We start from the raw sequence: 15,664 nt of genomic DNA on the forward strand, positions 1-15,664 counted from the left end.
CTTATAGTTCTTTAAGTTTTAATGCAACAAATGCCTGCAGCTCCTCAAAAAACCGTGTAAACTCATCTTCAAAGGCTTCATAATGTTCTGCTAGGTCTTCTATAGCCTTATCCATCGCTACGCGGCGCTTTGTGCGTATATTCATATTATAGAGCACTGTGCCTATTCCTTCCATAGTCGCATAACTGAGTAACCAGTTTTGTTTCATCATAGGGATCATCATTTTCTGAATTCGGCTCGTGAGCAGATGGTGATTATCCTCAAGTAATTGATAAAAATCTGCGATGTATACGTCTAAAGGCGCGTCGTGATAGTTCTTCCAGTTTTTGGCAAGAAAGTGATCGTATAGAATATCTACTATCACACCAGAGTAGTGTCCATATTTCTCGTGAAGCCGCTTTGTACTTTGTTTTACAATAGGGTGACTGTCTGTATAACTATCTATCCAGCGGTGAATTAAAATCCCTTTTTGGATATCATCTGAGTATTTTAAATATTTTTTACCCTTAATACCGTCTGCCATAAAGTTTCCTATGGTTTCTTGTGGTAATCCGTCTGTAAAGTAAATGTGTGCAAGAAAGTTCATATAGAGAACAAGATAGTCGTTGCAAGTTGTATTATCAATGGTAATGGGGCAAATATTACTCAAAAAATCAATGTTGCGATAGTTACGCTTTCGCGAAAGCAAAAAAAACTTAAACATAATTTAAATTGCGTCATAAGTGCTATCGAGTTCAATTCTTTACTTTTGCGTCATCAATCAACTAACACCTAATCTCAGAATATCATAATTTATGACACTAATAAAATCCATTTCAGGAATACGCGGAACCATAGGAGGACGCACAGGAGATAACTTAACACCAGTAGATGCGGTTAAGTTTGCTGCAGCATATGGGGCCTGGCTCAAGAATGACCGTAACAAAGAAACCTATAGAGTAGTAGTAGGGCGTGATGCTCGTATCTCTGGATCAATGATACAAGAACTTGTGATGAATACCTTAATAGGAATGGGGATTCATATTATAGATTTAGGACTTTCTACCACGCCTACGGTAGAAATCGCGGTGCCTATGGAACATGCAGACGGTGGAATCATACTCACGGCTTCTCACAATCCAAAACAGTGGAATGCTTTAAAGTTATTAAATAGCAAAGGAGAATTCTTAAACGGAGTAGAGGGAGAGAAGATCCTTAAGTATGCAGAAAATGAAGACTTCACTTTTGCTGAAGTAGATGATCTAGGTGCTATCACAAAAAATGATGCTTACATCGATTTGCATATTGAAGAAGTAAAGGCTCTAGAACTTGTAGATGTAGATGCTATTAAGGCTGCCAAATTTAAAGTCGTAGTAGATGGTGTAAACTCTACCGGAGGTATCGCAATACCAAGATTACTAGAAGAGCTAGGCGTAGAGGCAGTAAAATTATATTGTACACCTAACGGGGAGTTTCCTCACAACCCAGAACCACTTAAGGAGCACCTAGGTGACATTTGTAAAATGGTGGTAGATGAAAATGCAGATTTTGGTATCGTAGTAGACCCAGATGTAGACCGTCTGGCTTTTATAGATGATAAGGGAGAAATGTTTGGAGAAGAGTATACCCTCGTTGCTTGTGCAGATTATGTACTAGGAGAGACTAAGGGTAATACGGTGTCAAACTTATCTTCTTCACGTGCGCTACGTGATATTACAAGAAAACACGGCGGAGAATACTTTGCAAGTGCCGTAGGAGAGGTAAACGTAGTACAAACTATGAAGGACCAAAACGCTGTAATAGGTGGAGAAGGAAATGGTGGAATCATCTATCCAGCTTCGCATTACGGTCGTGATAGCCTAGTGGGAACTGCATTATTTTTAACGCACCTTGCGAAGCTTAAAATTACCGTGAGCGAACTTAAAGCTAGTTATCCTCCATATTTTATGAGTAAGCAAAAAATCCAACTCACACCAGAGCTTGATGTAGATGCTTTGCTAGAAAAAATGGCTGCTAAATATGCTAATGAAGATGTATCAACGGTAGACGGTGTAAAAGTAGATTTTGAAAACCACTGGGTACATCTACGTAAATCTAATACAGAGCCTATAATTCGTATTTATACAGAAGCAAGCACGCAAGAAAATGCAGATCAAATCGCAAATGATATGATTGCTACTATAAAGGAGGTTGCAGGTATTTAATTGTTTATAATAACAATATTATAAAATTGTATTCGTCTCCACAAAATTCTTATTATTATGATTAATTATCGCATATTATTTTATCTAGTATTTTTTTTAAGTACTGTAAATGTTTATTCACAAAGTACTATTCCACCTAAAGGAGAAAGAAGACAAGCGATTAGGCTCATTACTAAGGAGGACTTGTCAAAATTTAGAATAGATACTGAGGAATCTGAAAACGAAGTATTAGATTTTAAATTACGAGTAGACAAGCGTCCATCAATTCTTGTAAAAGGGAATAAAATCGATGGAAGAGGTTTGTCTCTTATTCAAAAAACATCTCGTGGATCAAAGATCATCGTATATGATATAAGACGAAAAATTGTCGACTCATTAAAAGTTGGAACCTATGAATTTGTTGTAAGAGAATAAAATTTATGTTCATACAATTTTAAAAAGGAGCGCCACGGCGCTCCTTTTTTGTTGTCTTTTTTAATAAATTTACAGCCTAAAGTTTTGATTATGAAAACATTAAATCCTATTAAGTCTAGCGGTAAACTAGAGAATTACTTTACACGCTTTCGCGAAAACATTGTAGGTGTGGATCAATTCTTTACTTCACCTTATGGCACCCAGAGATTACTCTATACAGATTGGACCGCTTCTGGGAGGCTGTACGGACCTATTGAAGATAAAATGACACGTGATTTTGGACCCTATGTGGCAAATACACATACGGAGACTACCGTCTCTGGTACTGCGATGACCATGAGTTACCACAAAGCCAAGGATATCATCAAAGAGCACGTACATGCAGATCAAGATGATGTTCTCATTGTAGGAGGTAACGGAATGACGGGAATGATCAATAAATTCCAGCGCATACTAGGTTTAAAAGTACCTGAGAATATAAAAAAGTTTGTAACCGTACCAGAGGAGATAAAACCTATTGTTTTTATCTCTCATATGGAGCATCACAGTAATCAAACTACCTGGTTAGAAACTACAGCTAAGGTTGTAGTTGTTCCTGCTAAAGAAGATGGGCTTTTTTGTATAGAAATGTTTGAAAACGAACTTCTTAAATATGAGAATCATCCGTTTAAAATTGCTTCTATAACAGCATGTAGTAATGTAACAGGTATCCAAACTCCATATCATGATGTAGCAAGATTAATGCACGCACATGGCGGATTGTGTTTTGTAGATTTTGCTTGCAGCGCGCCCTACGTTAACATAGATATGCACCCAGCAAATCCCGAAGAACGGCTAGATGCTGTTTTCTTTTCGCCACACAAATTTTTAGGAGGCCCAGGATCATCAGGTGTCTTGATTTTTAATAAAGGATTATATAAAAACGTCGTACCAGATAATCCAGGCGGAGGTACCGTTTCTTGGACAAACCCATGGGGAGAACACAAGTATATAGACAACATAGAAGAACGTGAAGATGGTGGTACACCAGGTTTTTTACAAACCATACGTACAGCTCTGTCTATAAAGCTCAAAGAAGAGATGGGCGTTGGTAATATTATAAATCGTGAGCACGAGCTCATAGATATTATCTGGAAAGAACTCAATGAGGTGCCAGACATTAATATTCTAGCGAGTAACCATACAGATAGGCTAGGGGTGATTTCATTTTATATTGATGATTTACACTTTAACCTTGCCGTAAAAATGCTTAATGATCGTTTTGGAGTACAAACGCGCGGTGGTTGTAGCTGTGCAGGCACCTATGGTCATTATTTGCTCAACGTAGATCAAAAAACGTCTAACTCACTTACCTGCGAGATTGACGCTGGTAATTTAATTCACAAACCAGGTTGGATTAGAATGTCTATACATCCAACACTTACAGATGCTGAGGTTATGTATGCTTGTAACGCTATAAAGGAACTAGCCTTACATCATAAAGAATGGTCAAAAGATTACCACTACCAAAGCCACTCAAACGAATACCTGCATAAAGATGACGCAACAACCTCCCAGACTCGCAGTGAGGCAATAGATAAGTGGTTTGAGTTTTAAGATTATTTACGCTTCTTTACTTTTGATAGGATCTCTTCCTTTTTTCCTAAAAATTTGAATCGTTTGTGTGTCCATAAGTAATATTCTGGACGCGCTATAATTTGTTTTTCAAGCGCTTTCGCGAAAGCGTTTGTAATCTCACCTTCTTCTGTTTTTGAACCATCAGGAGTTAGTAATTGAAAAGTACCTCTGTAATGACCTCTACTTATTTTTTCGGTTCCAAAATATATCACAGGTAATGCAAATTCGGTAGCAATGCGCTCAACACCTGTAAAGAAAGGTAATTCATGCCCTAAAAATTGAGTCCAATAATGCGCTTTGTGATAACTCGGTGTTTGATCTGCCACAAAACCATAAGTACCCACTTTACCTTCTTTTTCTAAACGTTTTATGTGTCGTACCGTAAATTTTGAGTCAACCATAAAGGTATTCCATCGTCCTCTTATTTTTCTAATAAGGTCATCAAATTGCTTATGCTTAATTTTTTTATATACGGCATAACCAGGATTCTCCATAGAAAGTTGTAGCGCAAAAATCCACTCATAACTAGCATAATGTCCCATCATGAGGCAAGTACTCAAACCATCTTTATCATATTGAGTAATGAGTTCCTTGTTTGTAAACTGGTAACGCTCTAAGAGATCTTCTTTCTTAATATTCATAGACTTGATCATCTCTAGAAACATGTCGCAAAAGTGGCTATAAAACTCTTTTTCAATAGTCTTAAGCTCATCATTAGACTTGTTTGGGAAAGTAAGTCTTAAGTTATGTCTCACCGTTTTCTTACGGTAACCTATGACATGATAAACAAGAAAGTAACAACAATCTGAAACGATGTATAAGGCTCTAAAAGGAAGTACAGAGAGTAACCATAAAAGGGGATAGAATAACCAGAAAACAACTACTTTCATTCAGATTTTGTTAAGAAATTGATAGCACAAATATAGCTATCTTTACAAGTAAAACTTAGTATTTATGGCGGATTTACATCCAGTTACAATTGCAATTATCTTAGCAAATGTTTTATTCTCTATGAGTGGTTTCAACAACTACTCGATGTTTGAAAAATACAAATTTAATATAGGTGCTATACGAAGAGGAGAGCAGGTGCGTATGGTATCTTCTGCCTTTTTACATGCAAACACGCAGCACTTATTATTTAATATGCTCACGTTATATTTCTTTGCAAATGCTGTGATCTATACCATAGGTGTACCTAAGTTTTTAATGGTATATCTATCCAGTTTACTCTTAGGTAACATTCTGTCTTATTTTCTACATAAAGATGAATATCATTACTCGGCAGTAGGTGCTAGTGGAGCAGTAATGGGTGTTGTGTATGCCGGTATTCTACTTAACCCAGGACTAGAAATTTACTTTTTACCGGGTTGGGTATTTGGGGTAGGGTATATGATTTACTCCATCTATGGCATGGTAAAACGTAATGATAATATAGGGCATGATGCCCACTTTGGTGGTGCTATCGCGGGTTATGCAATCGCGCTCATTTCGGTTCCAGAGCTCCTAGAAGTTAGATTACCTATTGTGCTTGCGCTTGCAGCACCCATTCTTGTTTTCTTTGTCTTATTTAAAATGGGAAAGATTTAAGAAACTATGGTATCAACTTTGTTATCTTAATTGTCTAAAACAAACAAATATGAAATATCTAACAGCAATATTATTATTTACGGTAATGAGTCTAACTGCACAAACTGATACTATGGAACCACTTGTAAATGTCACAGGAGAAGGAATTGTAAAAGTAATTCCAGATGGCGTAGCGATAAAAGTTCGCGTAGAAACTCAAGGAAAGGAAGCGCAACAAGTAAAGGCAGAAAATGATCAATCTATAGACAAGGTGATTAAGTTTTTACGTTCTCAAGGAATTGACAATAAGTATGTACAAACAGAATACATTAATCTTAATAAAAATTACGATTATAACAGCAAGACGTATAATTACAACGCAAACCAAACGCTCACTATACAGCTCAAAGAATTAAAAATGTATGAGGGTGTAATGACTGGACTTCTTAATTCTGGTATTAATCGTATTGATAATGTACAATTCACATCGTCTAAGATGGATGCTTTAAAGGCAGACGCTCGTATAGCAGCGATAAAGGATGCAAAAGAGAAAGCTACAGCATATGCAGAAGCACTAGGACAGACTATAGGTAAGGCGGTACAAATAAGTGAGCAAGGCACTTCTTCACCACAGCCACCTATGTATAAAGCAAGAATGATGTCTATGGAAATGGACAACTCAGGAGGAGAAACTATTGCACCTGGTGAGCTTATTATCACAACTAAAATAGCGGTGAGTTTTAAATTAAACTAAGCTTAACTATTCTTAACGACGTGTTAACCATATCATTTAGAATAGCTCAGTATCTTTAGTATATGAAAAAGTTAGATGAAAACAAAAATAAGTCAGAGCGAGAAAAAGAAATAGAAGCACGCATCGTTAGAGATAATCCCAACCCTATATCCATAGGAAATGGTGTACATCGAGAAGAATCAGATTTAGCTAAGAAAGAGGCTAATGATGAGGATATATTACGAGCTAAGAAAGAACAATAGTAAAAGGCTTTTATAGAAAAAGGCAAAGAATGTATATTCTTTGCCTTTTTTATTTTCTAGATTTTAAGATAACGCTTTCGCGAAAGCGCAACTAAAATATTATCTATTTCTAGAACTTCTTAAATCTTTAAATTTTGGTTCGGCATCTTTTTCTGCCTGTGTTTTCTCAGAATCTGCTACAAGTACATAGATTTCTTTCATTTCTTCTTCTGTTATATAGCGCCATTTTCCCTCCTCCACGTCTAGTGAAACATTCATAATTCTGTTACGCTTTAAACGTGTAACCTCATAATCAAGTGCTTCACACATGCGGCGTATCTGGCGATTGAGCCCTTGAGTAAGAATGATTTTAAAAGAAAATCTACTTAACTGTTCTACGTGACAGGTACGTGTTACGGTATCAAGTATAGGTACGCCATTCCCCATTTGTTGAATAAAAGAAGGTGTGATAGGTCTATCTACCCACACTTCGTATTCTTTCTCGTGATTGTTACGAGCGCGTAAAATTTTATTTACAATATCTCCGTCATTAGTTAAAAAGATAAGACCTTCAGAAGGTTTATCTAGTCTTCCTATTGGAAATATGCGACTAGGATAATTAATGTAATCAATGATATTGTCCTTTTCTACACGTGTATCTGTCGTGCAAACGATACCTACAGGCTTGTTAAAGGCGATATAAACAGGCTTTTCTGTAGGAGCAGAGATGAGTTCGCCATTTACATGAACCTCGTCACCTTGAGAGATCTTTGTTCCCATCTCTGGAATTCTACCATTTATGGTCACTCTTCCTTGCTCAATCAATTTATCGGCAGCACGGCGGGAGCAGTAGCCCACTTCACTTAGATATTTATTTATGCGTGTTTGTTTTCTTTCTTCCATAGAGCTACAAAAGTACTATATAATTGGACAAAAAAAATGCCAGTCGTAAGACTGGCATTGCAAGTTCATAAAAGTGAACTAAAAAGTTATATGTGCTTAGTCAATTACTCTGACGTTTACTGCATTTAATCCTTTTTTACCTTCTTTTAATTCAAACTCAACAGCGTCACCTTCCCTTACCTCGTCGATAAGTCCTGTTACGTGTACGAAGTGCTCTTGGTTTGCTTCTTCTTCATTGATAAATCCAAAACCTTTAGTGTCGTTGAAGAATTTTACTGTTCCTTTGTGCATTGTAATAATTTAAATATGTTAAGTTGCAAATTTACAGTTATTTAATACAGAAACTATTAATTGTAGTTAATTGTTTTAAAATAGTTTTTTTATACGCTTTCGCGAAAGCTAAAACCCTTGTAATCCCCATTATATAGGCATTTGATCAGTAAAAAATTGGGTGCTATAAATTGCTATTTAACTAATTTAGTTCTCTTATACCGTAAAGATTGTCTGTCTAATCTCGTAACTTGCGCTTAAAACAGACAAGTATGGCTCTTACAAACAACGATATCTTTAAAAAATTACGAGTAGCACTTCAATTGCGCGATGATGAAATCATTGAAATCTGTAAGCTTGTAGAATTTCAAGTATCTAAGAGCGAACTAGGAGCTATTTTTAGAAATCCTGACCATCCTAAGTTTATGGAGTGTGGCGATCAGTTTTTACGTAATTTCTTAAATGGTCTTGTGATTCATAAGCGTGGACCGATGCCTCCTAAGAAGAAGTAGGTAAAACTACAAGTTGATTTTGTTACATTTTATGACCACAAGTGCTCCATCCTGAAGCGTTGTAAAAAATAAGTAAACAGAACCTCCATCTTTAATCCTAAGCTTCTTACGTATATCTTCTACCTTCATAGGGAAATTACGGGTGGTGATATTTGCCTTATTGATTTGCAACTCTTTTGCTACTTTCTTTGAGTAGGGTAATACCTCAAGTATTTCGAAGCGTCTTCCAGCAAATTCTTTTAACTCTGCTGATGTGTAGAGATGTGAGTGCTCATGTAGTTTATCTACTTCAAAATAATCACAAGCCCAATGAAAAGCTCCGCTTTTCATAAGTGCAGCATTGGGCTCATATAGATATGTTTGAGGCGCTGCATATGTGGGAGTAGACTCAAAAATTGCGGTATAATCAAATGTAAGTGTAGGATCTTCGGTATCTAAGTTAACGACGGTAACTTGAGGTATACTCATTTTCTTAGGCGATAGCTTCCACAGTAATTCTTTCACCTCGTTTTTAAGTGCAACGATATGAATTTCGGCAACATGTTGTAGTTCTTCTAGTCCTGCAGATATATCTAATAATGGCGCAGTTTTAATCCATAAGCTATCACACTTAGATAGTAATAGATTTTTATATAAAGGAACATTAGGTAGGCAATCTTTGAGCATAAACACCTTTCCCTTTGCATATGTACGTCTTCCTGGATCTAAGAAGATGGTATCGAACTTCTGCTCAGTTTTAGAAAAGAATTCTATGGAATCACCTACTATAAAATCAATATTAGATTGCTGTAGTGTTTGCGCATTATTTTTCGCGAAAGCGGAAAGCTCACCATTCATTTCAATGTGCGTAACATGCTTTGCTATTTGAGCAAAGTAAAATGCATCAATACCAAACCCACCAGTTCCATCAATAATATGGTTACCTTCCATAAGACTCGCTTTATAACGAGCTGTAGCTTGTGAAGAGGTTTGCTCTAGGTTAAGTTTAGGTGGAAATAAAATCCCATCTGTTTCATGCCACAGCGGTAATTTACCCTTTGCTTTACGTTTGCCTTCTAGCTGTTGCGCTAGTTCTTGAACGCTTATTTCTTTGAACGGACTACCTTTGAGAATGAATGAGTGTAGTGGTGTTTGCTCATGAAGCTTCAAATAATCAAGCACTTCTGGCTTTAAAAGCATCGTGTTCATTACAAATCTTGTGTAAGTTTTTGAACAATTTTGTATTCACTTAAAAATTCCTTAGAAATCACTTTAAGTGCAGTATATACAGGTACGGCAAGAATCATCCCGAATACCCCAAATAGTAATCCTGCAATAATGATTGCAAGAAATATCTCTAGGGGATGTGATTTTACACTATTTCCAAAAACGAATGGTTGTATGATAAAATTATCTACCATTTGTGCAGCTCCATAGCATATAAAAATCCAAAACAGCTTAGGTAATATCACAGTTCTAAAATCCATATTGATATTACTAGATGTCACAAGTAATAACATGACACCTCCACCTACCAGCGGACCGATATAAGGAACTAGGTTTAGTACCGCACAAAATAATGCAATTGCAAGTGCATTGTCTATCCCAAAGGAAAGCAAGATAATCGCATAAAGTACAAACATGGTAAACACCTGTATGATGAGTCCTATGAAATAGCGAGATAGCAAGTATTTAATCTTTTCAAAAACACGTAAAAATTTACCTTCATTACCTCTCCTAGCAAATACTAACAAGCTATTTACTAGAAGTCTATTGTCTTTCAAAAAGAAAAAAGTGATAAAAATAATAGCAAAAATCCCTATACCCGCAGCTCCTAGATTTCCTAGAATACTATTTAGAAAGGTTGGGATAATTCCAAAATCAAAATTCTTTACAAAATCGGCTTGTTGTACACCCTGTATGATGGTCATTTTATTAATGCCAAAATAGGCAGCAACTTCTCCGTACAATCGATTAATATTCACCTTGACATCATAAAAATTAATCTGACTAAGATGCTGGCTTTGATCAATTACCACTGGTATAAATAAAGCTAGTACGCCCATGATAATCATTAGTAGTAATAAAATGGTGACAACAGATGCCCAGGTCGGACTAAACTTAAGCGAATAGCGTAAAAACTTCACAATAGGTCTTCCTACTAGTGATAATACTGCAGCAACGGCTAGGTATACAATTACACTTTGGATGGTGTAAAGCAGCCATAGGACCATGAGAACACCTACTACAACGCCTATCGCTCGTAGTATGCCTATGCTTATTATTTTAGCTTTGAGTGGTTTCATTTAAGAGTGCAAGATACTATATTTATGACCTAGTAAGTTCGTAAAGCGCAATTCCTGTAGCTTGCGCTACATTCATACTGCTATTAATACCATACATCGCAATATGCGCTACATTATTGCATTGCTCCAGTGTTTCGTCTGTAATGCCTATGCTTTCAGCACCTATTATAAGAGCAACTTTATCTAGTCTAGAAAAATCTATCGTGCTTATCGGTTTACTATTTGATGTGATCTCTAAGGCAACACTAGTATAGGAAAGGTCGTGTAGTTCTTGTAATGTGCTTTTTATAGTATCGCTTGCGCGAAAAGGTATTGTCTTTTCTGTGTTTCTAGCTGTTTTACGTAAACGGCTACTTCCTGTATCTGGTTGATTGCCGCAGAAAATAATTTCTTTAACACCAAAGGCATCTGCTAGCCTAAAAATACTTCCAGCATTTGCAGGGCTTGTCATATGCTCACAGACGAGGATAATCTCTTTATTGTGAGTGGATGGTTTATGATGATTATGGGCGAGTTGCACAGTATGGTGAATCTTTAAATATTAGTTTTCAAAAGCATACTTAACAATATTAGCACCCATTTGTAGTGCCTTCTCGCGTACGCTTTCTGGGTCTCCATGTACTTCTGGATCTTCCCAGCCGTCACCGAGGTCTGATTCTGTAGTGAAAAGCACAACAAGTCTATCTTCATAAAAAAGTCCTAGCGCCTGTGGTCGTTTGCCATCATGCTCGTGGATTTTAGGTAGCCCTTTAGGGAATCTATATGCGCTAGAAAATATAGGATGAGTAGCGGCAAGTTCTGTAAGTTCTTGCTCTGGGAAGATCTTTTTAAGTTCCTTAGGTAAATACTCAGCCATTCCGTAATTATCATCAATGTGCAAGAAACCTCCGCTTATTAGGTAGCTACGCATGTTTTCTACATCATTATCTGTAAAGAGAACATTACCATGCCCAGTCATGTGTAATAAGGGATATTGGAAAATATCTGTACTACCAGCATCTACAGATACGGGAGCGGGATTCATCTTCGTGTTGATGTTTTTATTACAAAAAGTAATAAGATTAGGTAGGGCAGTTGGATTACTATACCAGTCTCCACCGCCTTTATATTTAAGTACAGCTAGATCTTGCGCTTTCGCGAAAGCGAACATAAATAACATGATAACAAGTGCGAGAATACTACGGTTCATAAGGTTTTTCTTAAAAAATAAAAATAGTGAATACCAAAATGATGGAAGTCCTAATTAACAAGAAAGTTGCAGCAGAATACTAATGTACTGTAGATTAGGTATTATCATTCTAAATTGTAGGAATATATATACAAGTGGCTTGTGTTTAATCAAACGAGTATTTAAATTTACTTACGTAAAGTTGTAACAATTTTATCTTGTTGCGACTTACGTACTAACAATAACTTTAAAATCTAATATGAAAAAGAAAATGTATGCTTTAGCAGCTCTTTTATTAAGTGGCGTAGCGCTTAATGCTCAAGAGGTTAGCTTTGAAGAGTATGATCTTGACAATGGAATGCACGTTATTCTTCATCAGGATAATGGCGCTCCAGTAGTAACTACATCTGTAATGTATCACGTAGGTGCAAAAGATGAAGATCCAAATAAAACTGGTTTTGCGCACTTTTTTGAACACTTACTTTTTGAGGGTACAGAAAATATTGAGCGTGGTGAGTGGTTTAAGGTTGTCTCTTCAAACGGAGGACAAAACAATGCAAACACTACACAAGACAGAACGTATTATTACGAAGTATTTCCTTCTAACAACCTAGAATTAGGTCTATGGATGGAATCTGAACGTTTATTGCACCCAATCATCAATCAAATAGGCGTAGATACTCAGAAAGAAGTAGTGCAAGAAGAAAAACGTTTAAGAGTAGACAATCAGCCATATGGACGTTTTCAAGAAGTAATAGGTAAAATGCTTTTTAAGAAGCATCCATACCGCTGGACAACCATAGGATCTCTTGATCACCTTGCTAGTGCAACACTAGAAGATTTTCAAAAATTTAGTGATACCTATTACGTACCAAATAATGCGGTACTCGTAGTAGCTGGAGATATTGATATTGCAGACACTAAAGAGATGATTAATACATACTTTGCACCTATCCCAAGAGGTAAGGATATTGCACGTAGCACGTTTAAGGAAGATCCTGTGATGCCTGTAAGAGAGAAGTTTTATGATCCAAATATCCAGATTCCTGCGATATTTATGGCTTACAGAACACCTGCTCAAACAGAAAAAGATGCTTATGTATTAGATATGGTGTCATCTGTTTTAAGTGATGGTAAAAGCTCTAGACTTTATAAAAAACTTGTAGATGATCAGAAAAAAGCATTACAAGTATTTGCTTTTAGTGGTGCACAAGAAGATTATGGTTCTTACTTAATTGGTGCATTACCTCTAGGTGATAATTCATTGGACGATTTAATAACAGAAATGGATGAGGAAATTGTAAAACTTCAAACAACACTTATATCTGAAAGGGATTATCAAAAGCTTCAAAATAAATTTGAAAACCGTTTTGTAAACTCTAACAGTAGTGTAGAAGGTATTGCAAATTCACTTGCTCGTAACTACATGTTATATGATGATACTAATCTTATTAATACAGAGATTGATATTTACAGATCTATAACAAGAGAGGACATTAAAGCAGCTGCTATAAAGTACCTTAAAGAAAATGAGCGTGTAATATTAGAGTACTTACCAGAATCTCAAAAAGAAAATTAATGAAAAAGCATATTATATTAGGTGCACTTTTAATGCTAGCAACTGCTGGTTATGCACAAGTAGACAGAAGCATACAACCTAAACCAGGCCCAGCTCCTGAGATTAACCTAAAAGATCCAGCATCTTTTGAGCTCAAGAATGGCCTAAAAGTAATGGTTGTTGAGAATAAAAAATTACCTAGAGTATCTATTCAACTTACCATGAATAATCCTCTTATTGTAGAAGGAGATAAGGCAGGTGTTGCTTCCCTTACGTCATCTATGCTAGGTAAAGGTTCTAAAAACATTGAAAAGGATGTTTATGAAGAAGAGGTAGATTACTTAGGAGCAAACATAAGTTTTGGTTCTCAAAGTGCATTTGCTAGCGGATTATCAAAATATTTTGAGCGACTTATAGAGCTTACAGCAGATGCTGGTATCAATCCTAACTTTACACAAGTAGAGTTTGAGAAAGAAAAGGAACGTCTCATAGAAGGTTTAAAATCTAATGAGAAGAGTGTAAGTGCAATTGCAGGTCGTGTACAAAGCGTTCTTGCATACGGTGCAGATCACCCTTACGGGGAGTTTACAACTGAAGAGACGGTAAACAATGTTAATCTTGCAGATGTGCAGAAGTTTCACTCTGATTACTTTAGACCAAATAATGGATACCTAATTATTGTAGGCGATGTTAATTTTGATGAAGTAAAGAAGATTGTAACTAAAAATTTCAAGAACTGGAAAGAAGGAGATATTCCTGAAACTCCATTCTCAGAGAAAGATAATGCATCTACTACAGAGATCAATTTTATAAATATGGATAACGCTGTACAGTCAGAAATTGCTGTTCAGAACACGGTAAACCTTACAATGACAGATGAAGATTATTTTCCTGCATTGATTGCAAATAACATCTTAGGTGGTGGTGGAGAAGCTCGTCTTTTTAACAACCTACGTGAAGATAAAGGATATACCTACGGTTCTTATTCTAGAATAGGATCTAACGAGAAAACGGTAACGCGTTTCAGTGCGACAGCAAGTGTACGTAACGTTGTTACAGATAGCTCTGTAGTTGAGATCGTAAAGGAAATCAATCGCATGGGATCTGAGCCAGTATCTGCTGAGGAACTTGCAAATGCAAAAGCAAAATACACTGGTAGCTTTGTACTAGCGCTAGAGCGACCACAAACTATTGCAAACTATGCATACAATATTGAGAGCAAAGGACTTCCAAAGGATTTCTATAAGAATTACCTTGCTAACATTGATAAAGTTTCTCAACAAGACGTGCAGAATGCTGCAAGTAAATTGTTTAAAGGAGACAATGCTAGAATTGTAGTTACAGGTAAAGGTAGCGAGGTAATTGATAATCTTAACAATGTTGTTATTAATGGTAAAGCTGTACCAGTAAAGTATTATGATGTATATGGTAAAGCAATTGCAAAGCCAGAATTTAAGAAAGAACTTCCAGCAGATTTAACGGTAAATAAAGTGCTTGAATCTTACATTGCTGCCATAGGAGGTAAGGATAAGATTGCAGCAGTAAACTCTGTGTACATAAAAGCGCAAGGTACTGTTCAAGGTATGACGTTAGATTTTGAGCTTAAAAAGACGACTAAAGAGCAATTTGTGCAAAATATCATGATGGGAGGTAATTCTCTTTCTAAGCAAGTGCTTGATGGTGAGAAGGCTTATATGGTAGCACAAGGGCAACGCAAAGACCTAGAAGGTGATGATATTGCAAAAGTAAAAGCAGAATCTTCTCCTTTTCCAGAAGTTAACTGGTTAAGTGGTGGAGCTACTCTAGAAGGTATGGAGAAAGTAGATGGCGAAGATGCTTATGTTGTAAAGGTTGAAGGAGGTAAAATGGCATATTATAGTGCAAAAACTGGACTTAAACTTCAAGAAGTTTCTGTACAAGAAGCACAAGGTCAAACGTTCAAAACTACAATCGTTTATAGCAAGTATCAAGATGTAGGAGGAATTATGTTTCCATTTACATTGAGCCAGTCTTTAGGCCCACAGGCTATAGAGTTTAATGTTACAGAGATCAAAGTAAATGAAGGAGTTTCAGATGCAGATTTTGAGTAATCATTAATCACATAATTTTAAAAAGGTCAGCGATTGCTGGCCTTTTTTTATGCTCTTACTTTACCTTGCACATTGTTATAAACTCCTTATTGCTACTTAACTTCTCAGAATATTCAAAAAAAG

General features: G+C 36.3%; 17 protein-coding genes. 9 read left to right on the plus strand and 8 right to left on the minus strand.

The genetic code is table 11. The annotated features are described in order from the left end of the window. Nucleotide 1: 1 nt before the first annotated feature. On the minus strand, nucleotides 2-586 hold the full coding sequence (locus JM84_RS09155; protein ID WP_186439149.1) for an ACP phosphodiesterase: 585 nt from the start codon (nucleotides 584-586) through the stop codon (nucleotides 2-4). Nucleotides 587-794: 208 nt separating this feature from the next. On the opposite strand from JM84_RS09155, the gene glmM reads away from it, so the two are divergent. From glmM to JM84_RS09170, 3 genes are all read left to right on the plus strand, one after another. Next, nucleotides 795-2,183 (plus strand): phosphoglucosamine mutase, encoded by a 1,389-nt coding sequence (gene glmM / locus JM84_RS09160; RefSeq protein ID WP_144783862.1) that lies wholly within the window; start codon nucleotides 795-797, stop codon nucleotides 2,181-2,183. A gap of 57 nt (nucleotides 2,184-2,240) precedes the next feature. Then, nucleotides 2,241-2,597 carry a hypothetical protein gene (locus JM84_RS09165; protein WP_144783864.1) on the plus strand — a complete coding sequence of 119 codons (357 nt, stop codon included), beginning with the start codon at nucleotides 2,241-2,243 and terminating at the stop codon, nucleotides 2,595-2,597. A gap of 90 nt (nucleotides 2,598-2,687) precedes the next feature. Further along, nucleotides 2,688-4,193, plus strand: a complete 1,506-nt coding sequence (locus JM84_RS09170; protein ID WP_144783865.1) for an aminotransferase class V-fold PLP-dependent enzyme — start codon at nucleotides 2,688-2,690, stop codon at nucleotides 4,191-4,193. Nucleotides 4,194-4,195: 2 nt separating this feature from the next. On the opposite strand, the gene JM84_RS09175 is transcribed toward JM84_RS09170, so the two are convergent. Continuing rightward, nucleotides 4,196-5,104 (minus strand): lysophospholipid acyltransferase family protein, encoded by a 909-nt coding sequence (locus JM84_RS09175; protein WP_144783867.1) that lies wholly within the window; start codon nucleotides 5,102-5,104, stop codon nucleotides 4,196-4,198. 64 nt (nucleotides 5,105-5,168) lie between these two features. Between JM84_RS09175 and JM84_RS09180 the strand changes: the two genes are divergently transcribed. The 3 genes from JM84_RS09180 to JM84_RS09190 all read left to right on the plus strand — a co-directional run bounded on the left by JM84_RS09180 (nucleotide 5,169) and on the right by JM84_RS09190 (nucleotide 6,776). Next, on the plus strand, nucleotides 5,169-5,801 hold the full coding sequence (locus JM84_RS09180; protein WP_144783869.1) for a rhomboid family intramembrane serine protease: 633 nt from the start codon (nucleotides 5,169-5,171) through the stop codon (nucleotides 5,799-5,801). Between the two features lie 49 nt (nucleotides 5,802-5,850). Then, on the plus strand, nucleotides 5,851-6,534 hold the full coding sequence (locus JM84_RS09185) for an SIMPL domain-containing protein (RefSeq protein WP_144783871.1): 684 nt from the start codon (nucleotides 5,851-5,853) through the stop codon (nucleotides 6,532-6,534). 62 nt (nucleotides 6,535-6,596) lie between these two features. Beyond that, complete coding sequence (locus JM84_RS09190; protein ID WP_144783872.1) at nucleotides 6,597-6,776, plus strand: hypothetical protein; 180 nt, start codon at nucleotides 6,597-6,599, stop codon at nucleotides 6,774-6,776. A 99-nt stretch (nucleotides 6,777-6,875) separates the two neighbouring features. Here JM84_RS09190 and rluF read toward each other — a convergent pair whose 3' ends face one another. Together rluF and JM84_RS09200 are read right to left on the minus strand one after the other, a co-directional pair. Beyond that, entirely contained in the window at nucleotides 6,876-7,658 is a 783-nt protein-coding gene (gene rluF, locus JM84_RS09195; RefSeq protein WP_013752292.1) for a 23S rRNA pseudouridine(2604) synthase RluF, read from the minus strand. 96 nt (nucleotides 7,659-7,754) lie between these two features. After that, entirely contained in the window at nucleotides 7,755-7,949 is a 195-nt protein-coding gene (locus JM84_RS09200; RefSeq protein ID WP_013752291.1) for a cold-shock protein, read from the minus strand. 251 nt (nucleotides 7,950-8,200) lie between these two features. Here JM84_RS09200 and JM84_RS09205 point away from each other — a divergent pair, with 251 nt between their 5' ends. Continuing rightward, complete coding sequence (locus JM84_RS09205; RefSeq protein WP_013752290.1) at nucleotides 8,201-8,440, plus strand: DUF1456 family protein; 240 nt, start codon at nucleotides 8,201-8,203, stop codon at nucleotides 8,438-8,440. Nucleotides 8,441-8,446: 6 nt separating this feature from the next. On the opposite strand, the gene JM84_RS09210 is transcribed toward JM84_RS09205, so the two are convergent. The 4 genes from JM84_RS09210 to JM84_RS09225 are packed head-to-tail and all read right to left on the minus strand — an operon-like array spanning nucleotide 8,447 to nucleotide 11,914. Next, nucleotides 8,447-9,628, minus strand: coding sequence for a THUMP-like domain-containing protein (locus tag JM84_RS09210; RefSeq protein ID WP_144783874.1), 1,182 nt, complete (start codon nucleotides 9,626-9,628; stop codon nucleotides 8,447-8,449). After that, a complete protein-coding gene (locus JM84_RS09215) occupies nucleotides 9,628-10,725 on the minus strand; it encodes an AI-2E family transporter (protein WP_144783876.1) in 1,098 nt (365 codons plus the stop codon). Before JM84_RS09215 ends, JM84_RS09210 begins: the two co-directional genes overlap by 1 nt. Nucleotides 10,726-10,747: 22 nt before the next feature. After that, nucleotides 10,748-11,245: a TrmH family RNA methyltransferase gene (locus tag JM84_RS09220; protein ID WP_261375716.1), complete on the minus strand. Its 498-nt coding sequence runs from the start codon at nucleotides 11,243-11,245 to the stop codon at nucleotides 10,748-10,750. Between the two features lie 21 nt (nucleotides 11,246-11,266). Then, nucleotides 11,267-11,914: a DUF4159 domain-containing protein gene (locus JM84_RS09225; protein WP_144783880.1), complete on the minus strand. Its 648-nt coding sequence runs from the start codon at nucleotides 11,912-11,914 to the stop codon at nucleotides 11,267-11,269. Between the two features lie 238 nt (nucleotides 11,915-12,152). Between JM84_RS09225 and JM84_RS09230 the strand changes: the two genes are divergently transcribed. Together JM84_RS09230 and JM84_RS09235 are read left to right on the plus strand one after the other, a co-directional pair. Continuing rightward, on the plus strand, nucleotides 12,153-13,472 hold the full coding sequence (locus JM84_RS09230; RefSeq protein ID WP_144783882.1) for a M16 family metallopeptidase: 1,320 nt from the start codon (nucleotides 12,153-12,155) through the stop codon (nucleotides 13,470-13,472). Beyond that, entirely contained in the window at nucleotides 13,472-15,541 is a 2,070-nt protein-coding gene (locus JM84_RS09235) for a M16 family metallopeptidase (protein WP_144783884.1), read from the plus strand. Before JM84_RS09230 ends, JM84_RS09235 begins: the two co-directional genes overlap by 1 nt. Nucleotides 15,542-15,664 lie beyond the last annotated feature (123 nt).

Source organism: Dokdonia sp. Hel_I_63 (genome assembly GCF_007827285.1).
Taxonomy (GTDB): Bacteria; Bacteroidota; Bacteroidia; order Flavobacteriales; family Flavobacteriaceae; genus Dokdonia.

Coding starts and splice junctions, on each gene's coding strand:
- JM84_RS09155 (WP_186439149.1), bottom strand. CDS start 586: ATGAACTTTCTTGCACACATTTACTTTACAGACGGATTACCACAAGAA.
- glmM (WP_144783862.1), top strand. CDS start 795: ATGACACTAATAAAATCCATTTCAGGAATACGCGGAACCATAGGAGGA.
- JM84_RS09165 (WP_144783864.1), top strand. CDS start 2,241: ATGATTAATTATCGCATATTATTTTATCTAGTATTTTTTTTAAGTACT.
- JM84_RS09170 (WP_144783865.1), top strand. CDS start 2,688: ATGAAAACATTAAATCCTATTAAGTCTAGCGGTAAACTAGAGAATTAC.
- JM84_RS09175 (WP_144783867.1), bottom strand. CDS start 5,104: ATGAAAGTAGTTGTTTTCTGGTTATTCTATCCCCTTTTATGGTTACTC.
- JM84_RS09180 (WP_144783869.1), top strand. CDS start 5,169: ATGGCGGATTTACATCCAGTTACAATTGCAATTATCTTAGCAAATGTT.
- JM84_RS09185 (WP_144783871.1), top strand. CDS start 5,851: ATGAAATATCTAACAGCAATATTATTATTTACGGTAATGAGTCTAACT.
- JM84_RS09190 (WP_144783872.1), top strand. CDS start 6,597: ATGAAAAAGTTAGATGAAAACAAAAATAAGTCAGAGCGAGAAAAAGAA.
- rluF (WP_013752292.1), bottom strand. CDS start 7,658: ATGGAAGAAAGAAAACAAACACGCATAAATAAATATCTAAGTGAAGTG.
- JM84_RS09200 (WP_013752291.1), bottom strand. CDS start 7,949: ATGCACAAAGGAACAGTAAAATTCTTCAACGACACTAAAGGTTTTGGA.
- JM84_RS09205 (WP_013752290.1), top strand. CDS start 8,201: ATGGCTCTTACAAACAACGATATCTTTAAAAAATTACGAGTAGCACTT.
- JM84_RS09210 (WP_144783874.1), bottom strand. CDS start 9,628: ATGAACACGATGCTTTTAAAGCCAGAAGTGCTTGATTATTTGAAGCTT.
- JM84_RS09215 (WP_144783876.1), bottom strand. CDS start 10,725: ATGAAACCACTCAAAGCTAAAATAATAAGCATAGGCATACTACGAGCG.
- JM84_RS09225 (WP_144783880.1), bottom strand. CDS start 11,914: ATGAACCGTAGTATTCTCGCACTTGTTATCATGTTATTTATGTTCGCT.
- JM84_RS09230 (WP_144783882.1), top strand. CDS start 12,153: ATGAAAAAGAAAATGTATGCTTTAGCAGCTCTTTTATTAAGTGGCGTA.
- JM84_RS09235 (WP_144783884.1), top strand. CDS start 13,472: ATGAAAAAGCATATTATATTAGGTGCACTTTTAATGCTAGCAACTGCT.